At 71.9% G+C, this 11257-nt stretch carries 10 protein-coding genes; 2 read left to right on the plus strand and 8 right to left on the minus strand.

Going from position 1 to position 11257, the window contains the following annotated elements; genetic code table 11:
- Positions 1–700: 700 nt before the first annotated feature.
- The 6 genes from ACFO0C_RS03590 to ACFO0C_RS03615 form a co-directional block, all read right to left on the minus strand.
- A complete protein-coding gene (locus ACFO0C_RS03590; RefSeq protein WP_378065042.1) occupies positions 701–2005 on the minus strand; it encodes a carboxyl transferase domain-containing protein in 1305 nt (434 codons plus the stop codon).
- Between the two features lie 10 nt (positions 2006–2015).
- The gene (fabF, locus tag ACFO0C_RS03595; RefSeq protein WP_378065043.1) at positions 2016–3242 is read right to left on the minus strand and encodes a beta-ketoacyl-ACP synthase II; all 1227 of its coding nucleotides are present in this window, start codon (positions 3240–3242) and stop codon (positions 2016–2018) included.
- A gap of 1 nt (position 3243) precedes the next feature.
- Positions 3244–3486 (minus strand): acyl carrier protein, encoded by a 243-nt coding sequence (locus ACFO0C_RS03600; RefSeq protein ID WP_109591874.1) that lies wholly within the window; start codon positions 3484–3486, stop codon positions 3244–3246.
- A 138-nt stretch (positions 3487–3624) separates the two neighbouring features.
- Complete coding sequence (locus tag ACFO0C_RS03605) at positions 3625–4575, minus strand: beta-ketoacyl-ACP synthase III (RefSeq protein WP_378065044.1); 951 nt, start codon at positions 4573–4575, stop codon at positions 3625–3627.
- Positions 4572–5501 (minus strand): ACP S-malonyltransferase, encoded by a 930-nt coding sequence (locus ACFO0C_RS03610; RefSeq protein ID WP_378065045.1) that lies wholly within the window; start codon positions 5499–5501, stop codon positions 4572–4574. The genes ACFO0C_RS03605 and ACFO0C_RS03610 overlap by 4 nt, the downstream gene beginning before the upstream one ends.
- A 159-nt stretch (positions 5502–5660) precedes the next feature.
- Entirely contained in the window at positions 5661–6815 is a 1155-nt protein-coding gene (locus tag ACFO0C_RS03615; RefSeq protein WP_378065548.1) for a PucR family transcriptional regulator, read from the minus strand.
- 453 nt (positions 6816–7268) lie between these two features.
- Between ACFO0C_RS03615 and ACFO0C_RS03620 the strand changes: the two genes are divergently transcribed.
- On the plus strand, positions 7269–7493 hold the full coding sequence (locus ACFO0C_RS03620) for a hypothetical protein (RefSeq protein ID WP_378065046.1): 225 nt from the start codon (positions 7269–7271) through the stop codon (positions 7491–7493).
- 72 nt (positions 7494–7565) lie between these two features.
- Positions 7566–8168 carry a TetR/AcrR family transcriptional regulator gene (locus ACFO0C_RS03625; RefSeq protein ID WP_378065047.1) on the plus strand — a complete coding sequence of 201 codons (603 nt, stop codon included), beginning with the start codon at positions 7566–7568 and terminating at the stop codon, positions 8166–8168.
- Here the strand turns inward: ACFO0C_RS03625 and ACFO0C_RS03630 are convergent.
- Both ACFO0C_RS03630 and gltX read right to left on the minus strand, forming a co-directional pair.
- Positions 8149–8811, minus strand: a complete 663-nt coding sequence (locus ACFO0C_RS03630) for a hypothetical protein (RefSeq protein WP_378065048.1) — start codon at positions 8809–8811, stop codon at positions 8149–8151. The two genes, ACFO0C_RS03625 and ACFO0C_RS03630, sit on opposite strands and share 20 nt — an antisense overlap.
- A gap of 299 nt (positions 8812–9110) precedes the next feature.
- Entirely contained in the window at positions 9111–10517 is a 1407-nt protein-coding gene (gene gltX / locus ACFO0C_RS03635) for a glutamate--tRNA ligase (RefSeq protein WP_378065049.1), read from the minus strand.
- Between the last annotated feature and the right edge of the window lie 740 nt (positions 10518–11257).

Consider the following 11257-nt stretch of genomic DNA (forward strand, 5'->3'; position numbering starts at 1 on the left):
GCTCCCGCTCCACCTCCACCCCCGCTCCCGCTCCACCTCCACCCCCGCTCCCACCCCCACCCCCACCCCCGCTCCCGCCACCCGGCCGTCGACCTTCGCGCCCTCCCGCTGTCTCGTCCGGCGGGCCGTCCCAGCCGTTCTCCCGCCTGGTTCCGCCATCTCGTCCGGCGGGCTATCTCGTCCGGCGGGCCATCTCGTCCGGCGGGTCGTCCCGGCCCGCCCGTGGCGCCCATTGCCTGCGCGATCTTGGCCGTTTCACCACCGCTATCGGTGGTCAGTTACTCAAGATCCGCGGGGTGAGGGTGGACCTGTCATTGATCTTGACGGGCTGCCGTCGCTGTCGAGTCTTTCCGAGGCCGCCAGCCGCTCTGCCGTCAAGTCGCCCCACGGGGTCGTTCTCGGAGGGATTCGAGGGGATCGCCACTCGATGGCGGCGCGGGAGGTCGCTCGACTCGGGGCTTGCCTGGAGGGCATCCAGCAACCCGCAGAAAGGCTCTGTCTCTCGGTCGCGGAGACGGTGGCGCCACCTCGTTGGGCCGGTGTCGGGAGTGTGGGTCGCGCATGGCGGTGTGGTGGGGTGAGCGGGACGGACGCATTCGGCCCGGCGGGGCGTCGGGCGTGGGACGGATGGGCTGCGTCGCGTCGTAGGGCGGGACGGCGTGGGATTCGTGGGGCTGGGTGGCCGTACCAAATATGGGGTTTATAAGGGCATGTTGGTGTGATTGCCGCGGCCGGCGGGTGTGGCGGCGAGCGTCTCGGCGATGCGGCGGCGGGTGTGCTGGGGGAGGACGATGTCGTCGATCAGGCCCTGTTCGGCGGCTCGGGAAGCGCTGGTCGAGGCCAGTTCGTCGGCCAGCAGGCGGGCCCGGAGGAGCTCTCGGCCGGCCGGTGGGGTGGCGGCCAGCGCCCGGCGATGGCGTAGGTCGACGGCGGCGTTCGGCCCGATGGCCGCGATCCTGCTGGTCGGCCAGGCGAGGACGGTGGTGGCGCCGAGGGAGCGGGAGTTCATCGCGAGGTAGGCGCCGCCGTAGACACGCCGGGTGATCAGTGTGACGCGGGGTACCACCGCCTCGGCGAAGGCGTGCAGCAGTTTCGCGCCTCGCTGCGTCGTGTCGGTGTGGCCGGTGCCGGGCAGGAGTCCGGGGGAGTCGGCCACGACTACCAGCGGAATGCCGAGCGCGTTGCACATGCGGACGAAACGGGCGGCCTTCTCGGCGGCGGCCGGGTCCAGGCTGCCGCCCAGGCGCAGTGGGTTGTTGGCCAGGACGCCGATCGTCCGGCCCGCGAGACGGCCCAGTGTGGTGACGATGTTCGTGGCCCGGGTGGCGTGCAGTTCGGTGCCGGGGGCGTCGAGCAGGGCCCGGACCAGTGGCCGCACGTCGTAGGCGCGGTCCGTCGTGGTGGGCACGAGGGTGTTCAGCGGTACGCCGGTGGTGCCGCCGGGAGCGACGTCGTCGGGGGAGAAGCGGCCCTGAGCGCCCAGGAACAGCGCGAGCCGGCGAGCCTCGGCCAGGGCGTCGTCCGGGTCCGCGGCGAGGAGGTCGGCGACCGGATCCGCGGGTGACCGGCCGGGCGTGGCGATCACGACGTCGGAGAGCGGCGGGACGTAGGCGGCCGCGGCGGTGACCGGGCCGAGGAGCACCGAGATCTGCGGGATCCGGCCGGAGGCACGGACGGTGGCGGCGTACACCTGACCGGCCGCGTCCAGGCCCGGCACACCCTCCGCGAGCCCGGTCCCGGTGCAGTGCCAGAGGCCGATCACCGGGACACGTTCCCGGACGGCGGCGTCGACAGCGGCCACGACGGTACGCCCACCGGCGGCGCCGAGCGCACCGTCCAGGCAGGCGAACCCGATGACCAGGGTCCCGTCGACACGGCCGCGGGCCGCTAGGACGCCGGAGGCCAGCGGCCTGGTCGTGCCCCGGTCGAAGAGGGCCCTGAGCCGCTCCTCGGGGTCGTGGTTCCCGACCGGGGTCGGATCGACTCCCGAGGAGTGCAGGCTCACGGCAGGGGGTTCAGGCGCGGGTGAAGACGAGGGCCACGTTGTGACCACCGAAACCGAACGAGTTGTTCATCGCCGCCTGGATGTCGGCGGACCGCGCCTTGTGGGCCGCCACCTCCAGGTCGAGGCGCTCGTCGGGGTCGTCGAGGTTGATGGTCGGAGGGATGATGCCGTCCCGGAGAGCCAGGATCGCGGCGATCGACTCCAGCGCGCCGGCCGCACCGAGCAGGTGGCCGGTCATCGACTTGGTCGACGTCAGGATCGGGTGGCTGCCGATGGCCGCCCGGATCCCCTTGATCTCGCCCATGTCGCCGACCGGGGTCGACGTGGCGTGGGCGTTCACGTGGTGGATGTCGGCGCCGGTCAGGCCGGCGTCCTCGATCGCCATCCGCATGGCACGGATGCCGCCGCGGCACTCCGGGTCGGGCTGGACGATGTCGTAGCCGTCGGAGGTGATGCCCGCTCCGGCGAGACGCGCGTAGACCCGGGCGCCACGGGCGGCGGCGTGGTCGGCCCGCTCCAGGATCAGCGCGCCGGCGCCCTCACCGAGGACGAAACCGTCCCGGTTCCTGTCCCACGGGCGGGAGGCGCGTTCCGGCTCGTCGTTGCGGGTCGACATGGCCCGCATCGAGGCGAAGCCGGCGACCGGCAGCGGGTGGATGACGGCCTCGGTGCTGCCGGCCACCACCACGTCCGCCCGGCCGAGCCGGATCAGGTCGAGACCGAGGGCGACCGCCTCGGCGCCGGTGGCGCAGGCGCTCGCCATGGCCCGGACCCCGGCCTTGGCCTGGAGTTCGAGACCGATGTACGCGGCCGGGCCGTTCGGCATGAGCATCGGCACGGTGTGCGGGCTGACCCGCCGCGGACCGGACTGCTCGAGGATGTCGTCCTGGTCGAGGAGGGTGATCGCGCCCCCTATGCCGCTGCCGAAGCTGACGGCGAGACGCTCCTGGTCGACTCCCGCGTCGGCGAGGCCGGCGTCGGCCCACGCCTCCTTGGCCGCGATCACGGCCATGGCCTCGGAACGGTCCATCCGGCGCAGCCGGACCCGCTCGATGACCTCGGACGGCTCGACGGCGAGCTGTGCGGCGATGCGCACCGGGAGGGTGCCGGCCCACTCCTGGGTGAGGTGTCCCACCCCGGAGCGGCCGGCGAGCATGGCGTCCCAGGTGGACGCGACGTCCCCGCCCAGCGGGGTCGTCGCGCCGAGCCCGGTGACGACGACGTCTACGTTGCTCATGTCAGTGGTTCGCCTCGATGTAGTTGACGGCGTCGCCGACAGTCTTCAGGTTCTGCACCTCGTTGTCGGGGATCTTGACGCCGAACTTCTCCTCGGCGGCCACCACGACCTCGACCATGGACAGCGAGTCGACGTCCAGGTCGTCGGTGAAGGACTTCTCCTCGGCGACGTCGTCCGGGTTCACCCCGGCGACCTCCTCGAGGATCTCGGCGAGGCCGGAGGTGATCTCTGTGCGAGTTGCCATTGTGGGAATCTTTCCTCTCGATGGTGCGGACGACATTCATTCAGGACCTACCCGGAGTTCCGCCCCGCTGTAGGTAATCCGGTTTCGTCTCCACCGTCCTGAATAAATGTTGCTGGCGACGGTCAGGTGTCTTCTGCACTAAGGGCAGCGGACGACCTGGCCGGCGTAGGTGAGGCCACCGCCGAAGCCGAAGAGCAGCACCGGCGCCCCGGAGGGCAGCTCCCCGCGCTCGATCAGCTTGGACAGGGCCAGGGGGACGCTCGCGGCGGACGTGTTGCCCGACTCGACGAGGTCCTTCGCGACGATGGCGTCGGGGCTCAGGCCGAGCCGCTTGACGATGCCGTCGATGATCCGGGTGTTGGCCTGGTGCGGGACGAAGGCGGCCAGCTCGGACGGGGCGATCCCGGCCTTCTCGCAGACCTCGATCGCGAACGGCGCGAGGGCCGTGGTGGCCCAGCGGAAGACCGCCTGGCCCTCCTGCTTGATGTAGGGCTGCCAGCCGGCGATCTTGAGCGCGTCGCCCTTCTCCGGTGTGGAGCCCCAGACCACCGGTCCGATCCCGGCAGCTTCACCGTCCGGCGCCGCGGAGAGGACCGCGGCTCCGGCACCGTCGCCGAAGAGCACAGCGGTCGTACGGTCGGACCAGTCGGTGATGTCCGACAGCTTCTCCGCGCCGATCACCAGGGCGTTGCGGGATGCTCCGGCCCGGATCGCGTGGTCGCCGGTGGCGAGTGCGTAGGAGAAGCCGGAACAGGCCGTGTTCACGTCGAACGCGCCGGGCGCGTTGATCCCGAGCCGGGCCGCGACCCGGGTCGCCACGTTGGGACAACGGTCGATCGCCGAGCAGGTGGCGACGACGACCAGGTCGATGTCGGACGCGGTGAGCCCGGAGGTGGCCAGCGCCTTCTCCGCCGCGAACGTGGCCATGTCGGCCACCGACTCGCCGTCGGCGACCCGCCGCTCGGCGATGCCGACCCGGTCCCGGATCCACTCGTCGTTGGTGTCGAGTGTGCTGGCCAGGTCGGCGTTGGTGATCACACGCGACGGCTGGTAGTGGCCCATCGCGAGGATGCGGGAACCCGCGGTCATCGTGCGTCTCCTTCGGTGCGGGCGATCAGAGCGAGGGCGGCCGGCAGGTCGTCCGGGGTGTTGAGCGTGACGATCTCGGGGGCGCCGTCGCCCTTGAGCTCCCGCTTGACCAGGCCGGCCAGCGTGCCGGCGGGCGGCAGCTCGATGACGCCGGTGACACCGAGGTCCTTGAGGGTGCGCATGCACAGGTCCCACCGGACCGGGGCGGTGACCTGGCGGACCAGGCGCTGGAGCATCTCGGTGCCGCCGGTGACGGCCGTGCCGTCCAGGTTCGACAGGAGCGTCCGGGCCGGATCGTGCACGGTGACACCACTCGCGACCGCCGCCAGCGCGGTCTCGGCGGGAGCCATGAAGGGGGTGTGGAAGGCGCCGGCCACCGACAGGGCGATGACCCGGGCCTTGGCCGGCGGCGCGGCGGCGAACTCGGCCAGCGCGGGCAGCGCGCCGGCGGCGACGATCTGGCCGGCGCCGTTGCGGTTGGCCGGGAACAGGCCGTGCTTCTCGACGGTGGCGACCACCTCGTCGGGGTCACCGCCGAGGACGGCGCTCATGCCGGTCGGCTCGATCGCGCAGGCGGCGGCCATCTCCCGGCCGCGGACACCGGCGAGGGTGATCGCGTCGGCCGGGGTGAACACTCCGGCGAGGGCGGTGGCGCCCAGCTCGCCGACACTGTGCCCGGCGATCACGCCGACCCGGTCCAGCGGGAGCTGCTCACCGGCCAGCAGGGCGGCGGCGACCAGCAGCGGCTGGGTCCGGGCGGTGTCCTTGATCTCGTCGGCGTCGGCGCGGGTGCCGAGGTGCAGCAGGTCGACACCGGCGAGGGCGGACCACTCGGTCAGACGGGCCTCGGCGCCGGGGAGATCGAGCCAGGGGGTGAGGAAGCCGGGCTTCTGGGAACCCTGGCCGGGGGAGAGTACGGCGAGCACGTCTTCGACTCTTCCGGATCGAACGGCTTTCCGGGGTAGCCAGGCGCGACCAAACCCTACGATCAGGGTTGTAGGGTTCCTACAAAACAGAGGTGTTCTTGGGTCACTTCAACCACATTTATACCTCCCTCGAACGTGTCGAATGGTGAGAGATCCCGGTCACGTCGCGGGGTCCAGACGGCCGATGGTCAGGGCCATCCGCAGGGTGAAGGCGTCCCGGCCGTCCAGCGGGGACAGCCCGGCGACCTCCGCGACCCGCCGCAGGCGGTAACGGACCGTGTTCGGATGGACGTAGAGCTCCCGGGCTGCGCTCTCCAGCACGCTCCCCGAGGCGAAGAAGGCGTCGAGGGTCTCCAGCAGCCCGCTGCCGGCCCGGGTCAGCGCCCCGAAGACGTCGTGCCGCAGCTTGCGCCGGGCGTCCATGTCGCCGGAGAGGACCCGCTCCGGGAGCAGGTCGTCGGCGGCCACCGGGGACGGCGCGCCGGGCCAGGCCGGTGCCGCACGGAACCCGGCCAGTGCGGCCCGCGCCGACTCGGTGGCCTGGTCGAGTGAGGGCACCGCCGGCCCGACCACCACCGGACCCTCCCCGAAACCGCCGCTGAGCGCGGTCGCCGCGGCCACCGGATCGGTCGCGCCGCCGACCACCACGACGAGACGCTCGCCATGCACCCCGGCGATCACCTCGAGCCGGGCCCGGCGGGCGGCGCGGTAGACGGCGTGCAGCACCGCGGTGATGTCCCCGCCCGGGGAGCGGCCCACCACCACGGCGACCGGCGGCGCGTCGGCCCAGCCCAGGGCAGCCGCGCGGCTGGCCAGCACGTCGGAGGAGTCGCCACGCAGCAGTGCGTCGACGAGCAGGGCCTGGAGGCGCGCGTCCCAGGCGCCCCGGGACTCGGCCGCCCGGGCGTAGACCCGCGCGGCCGAGAAGGCGATCTCCCGGGAGAACCGCAGGATCGCCTGGATCAGCGCCGCCTCCTCGCCGGTCTCGGCGAAACCCGGCACCTCGGCCTCGGCGACGTCGACCGTCACCTTGATCATCTCCACGGTGTGGGTGAGCGTGATCACCCGGGCCAGAGCCCGCGGCGCCGCGGCGAACACCTCGTCGGAGATCTCGGTGCTGGCCGCGACCGTGCCGCCCGAGCGCAGCCACTCGACCAGTGACCGCACGCCGGCCTGTGCGACGAGCATCACCCAGGACCGCTGGTCGGCCGGGAGCGCCCGGAACCACGGGAGCGTCTCATCCATGCGGGCGACCGCCGCGCTGGCCAGGGTGCCCGCCTGCCGCTCGATACGGCGCAGGGTGCCCGGGGCCAGGGGTTTCGCCGGGGTGTCCGGCCTGCCCTCGGCTGATGTGCCGGTGTCGGTGTCTGCCACGCCGTCCAGAGTTCCACGCGGCCGCCCGCCTCCGGTGCCCGGCGTCCTGTTGATGCGCTTCCGGGGCCTTCCGGACGTGCTTCCGTGGCCGCTACGCGCAAACGCGGGGGGTTTCCGGGGCCGCTACTCGTGGACGCGGGGTGTTTCCGGGGTCGTTTCTCGCGGGGCGGGAGCGCTTCCGGTGGAGATGTGCTGAAAACGAAGACATTGCGTGGTTTTAGGAGTTTTTATGACATTTGACCGGCGTAGCGGTGCGCCTCTCCCGCGATTTCAGTCGGTGACCTGGCATCGTGTCGGACGGCGGTCCGGCCGGGGATTAACACCGGACGTCTCGGTGCCGATGAAGAGTCGGTGCCGGGAGAAGCCGGCCCGCGCACGGATCGAGGAGGCGAGATGATGGAACGGGACGACGCGTTCGCGTGCTCCGACAGGGATCCCGCCCTCGATGACGCGCCGGCAGCGCAGCCGGCCGACGAGGAGCTGATCGTGGACCCGGGGACCGGCCGGGTCGGATGCCGCACCGAGCTACGGGGCTGGGCCGGCGCCCACCTGCACGGCGCGGTCCGGCCCCGGCGGCGCGCGGCGGGCCGCGGCCGTCCCCCCGGCCGCTGGTGCTAGGTCTGCCCCGTACGGGTGAGTGACGGGCGCGTTTCCCGGCCCCGGAGCGGTCGGGCTGGTCAGGTTGGCGTGGTGGACGACAAGAGACGGCAGATCCTGGATCAGGCGCTCGCCCTGGTGGACGAGCGCGGGCTGGCAGCCATGTCGATGCGGGCGGTGGCGGAACGCGTCGGGCTCACCTCGATGGCGCTCTACCCGTACGTCGGAGGCAAGGACGCCCTCCTCGACGGCCTCGTCGACCTGCTGCACCTGGAACTCGGCACCACCGTCGGCCAGGACCCGGCCGATCTCGACTGGCGGCACCGGCTGTGCGCGCTGGGCCGGGCGGTCCGCTCGCTGGCCCGGGCCCACCCGAGCGCCTTCCCGCTCCTGCTGAACCGATCCGCCGCCGGGCCCTCCGCGTCCTGGCTGGCCGCCGCGCTCCAGGGCATCCTCGCCGACGCCGGGGTGCCGGTCTCCGAGGTGCCCCGCCAGGCCCGGCTGATCTGCGCTTTCCTGCTCGGTTACACCACCGGCGAGGTCACCGGCGGGCTCCCCGGATCGTCCCCGGAAATGATCGAGGGCGCCGCCGAGTTCGACGCCGACCTGGAGGACCTGGTCGGCATGGTCGAACTGTCAGCGGCACCCCGGACGAGCACCGTGCAGCCGGACGACGTCAGACGCGCCGCCGGATGAGGAACGCCATCCCGGCCAGACCGGTCAGGATGACGAGCAGCACCGCCCCGTTGAGCAGGAACAGCCGGCGGAACTCGGAGAAGGCCTGGCTCATCTCCTCCATCGCGTCGACCTCGGTCGACGCGAGGTCGGTGCCGACGCCACCACCGATGCCGCCGTGCACGACATCCGGTTTGACCTCCAGCGGCGCGCCGCCGAGCCGCAGCGACTCCGGCATGGAGAGCCGGCCGTAGAACCAGCCCTCGGACTTCTTACCGGACGGCTGCTTCGCCGGCCGGTGCGCGCGCGGCCCGCCCTGCGCCAACGGGTACAGGTGGTAGAGCTGGCTCGGCGCGTCCTTGACCATCAGGGTCACGGTGTATTTCGGGCCCAGCTGAGCTGATTTCGGCGCCGAACTCGACGACTGGGCGGACGCCAGCCAGTCCACCTCGCTGGTCAGCATCTGGAACAACCGGGGCCGCTCGTCCTGTCGGACCAGGACGGTCTCCTCCATGCCGTTGCCGACCAGTTGCACCGCATCCGGTTTCGGCGGCGCCTTCGGAGCGGCCAGTGCCGCCCCCGGCGCCGCACCCAATGTCAGAGCCAGCGCCACAGCTGCTGCCGCAGCCGTCGACACCAGCCGCGTGATCGCCCCCCGCACCATCCGACCTCCCCGCCCGTGGATGGACATGGCCCACTCAACCCGCTGCTCGTGCCCGGCGGTGGAACCGGAACACGGCCCAGGTCTCCAGCCTCCCTGGGCGCCGCCCCGGCCGCATCTCGAGGCGGGGTGAATTGGAGCCATGTGGGGATGACCGCGGAGACGGGAACGGCCGTTGATCAGCCGCCGAATAGTACCCACTACGCGCAACGGGTGGGGCCGGTGGTCACCCTGGTGACGGAGAGCATCACCGGATTCGACGACCGGCTATGGCGTGCCGGCCGCCGAATGCGGTAGGTAGGTCAGAGACGTGCTCTAGCAGCGGAAATGCGAGCCAGGACGCGCTCCTTGCCGAGCAGCTCGATCGACTCGAAAAGCGGCAGCCCGATGGTGCGGCCGGTCACCGCCACCCGTACCGGAGCCTGGGTCTTGCCCAATTTGAGACCTCGCGCCTCGCCGACCCGCTCGAGTGCCGCCTTCAGAGACTCGGCGGACCAGTCCGTCAGGGCGCCGAAGGCGGCCGCGGTGTCGTCGAGGATCTCGGCGGCGCCGTCCTTCATCGCCTTCGTCCAGGACGCCTCGTCGTCGACCGGCTCGTCCAGGAAGAGGAAGTCCACGTTCTCGACGATCTCGGACAGCACCGCGATCCGGGTCTGGGCGAGCGGGGCGATCGTGGCGAAGACCTCGGCGTCGAACGCCGCCGGGGCCCACGGCGGGGCCGCGATGGTGTCGGTGCCGGTCAGCCACGGCGCGCAGACCTGGGTGAACTCACTCGGGGTGAGGGCCCGGATGTACTCGCCGTTGAACGCCCGCAGCTTCTTGACGTCGAAGAACGCCGGCGCGTGGTTGACCTCCTCGATCCGGTACTCCTCCTCGATCACCGACCACGGGACGATCTCCCGGTCGCCGGTCGGGGACCAGCCGAGCAGCATCAGGTAGTTGCGCATGGCGGCGGCCAGGTAACCCTCGTCCCGGTACGACTCGAGGGCGACCTTGTCACGCCGCTTCGACAGTTTCTGCCGCTTCTCGTTGACCAGGACCGGCACGTGACCCCAGACCGGCGGGGTCGCGCCCAGCGCCTCCCACAGCAGCTGCTGTTTCGGCGTGTTGGGCAGGTGCTCCTCGGCGCGGAACACGTGGTTGATCCCCATACTGAGGTCGTCGACCACGTTGGCCAGCAGGAACACCGCCGAGCCGTCGCTGCGGGCGATGACGAAGTCCTCGATCAGCCTGTTCTCGAAGGTGGGCTTGCCGCGGACCAGGTCGATCACCACGGTCTCGCCCTCGTCGGGCGTGCGGAAGCGCAGAGCCCGGCCCTCGCCCGGCCCGAGCGCCCGGTCGCGGCAGAAGCCGTCGTAGCCGGTGTGCTTGTTGCTCGACCGGGCCACCACGTCGTCGCGGGTGCAGTCGCAGTAGTAGGCCTTGCCCTCGCCGTAGAGCCGGGTCGCGGCGGCGGTGTGGTCGGCCGCGTAGGACGACTGGAAGTGCGGGCCCTCGTAGGTCCCCCGCTCGATGCCGATCCAGTCGAGCGCCGAGATGATGCCCTCGGTCCACTCCGGCCGGTTACGAGCCGCGTCGGTGTCCTCGATCCGGAGCACGAAGACACCACCCTGCTGCTGGGCGTAGATCCAGTTCTGCAGGGCGGTGCGGGCGCCGCCGACGTGGAACATACCGGTGGGTGAGGGAGCGAAACGCACGCGAACAGTCACCGGCCCAGACTACCGACCAGCCGCCTCATACCGTGAAGCGCCCGACCAGACCGGTCAGCCGCTGCGCGGTCGCGGTCAACTCGTCGGCGGCCCGGTGCGACACCGCCACCGAGTCCCTCGTGCTGCGCATCGCCCCGTTCACCGTACCGATGCCGTCGGCGATGTCCCGGCTGCCGCCGGCCGCCTCGGAGATGTTGCGGGCCATCTCGGCGGTCGTCGCGGCCTGTTCCTCGACCGCCGCCGCGATCGCCGTCTGATAGTCGTTGACCTGGGCGATCCGGGCCGAGATGGCGTCGATCGCGGTGACCGCCCGGGCTGTGTCGGCCTCGATCGCGGCGACCCGCCCGGTCACGTCCTCGGTCGCCCGGGCGGTCTCCTGGGCCAGTTCCTTGACCTCGCCGGCGACCACCGCGAAACCCTTGCCCGTCTCGCCGGCCCGGGCCGCCTCGATGGTCGCGTTCAGTGCCAGCAGGTTGGTCTGTTCGGCGATGGTGGCGATCAGCTGCACCACGTCGGTGATCTTCGAGGTGGAATCCCGCAGCTCGGCGACGACGTTCGCGGCCGCCGCGGTCAGGCCGACCCCGTCCCGCCCGGCCTGCGCGGCCTCCTGGGCGTTGTGCGAGATCTCGGTGATCGAGGCGCCCATCTGCTCGGCCCCGGCGGCGACCGTCGCCACCACGTGCGACACGCTCTCCGCCGACGCGCTCACCGTGTCGGCCCGGCTCGCGGCGGTGTCGGCG

It is taken from the genome of Actinoplanes subglobosus (genome assembly GCF_042650585.1).
Lineage (GTDB): Bacteria > Actinomycetota > Actinomycetes > Mycobacteriales > Micromonosporaceae > Actinoplanes > Actinoplanes subglobosus.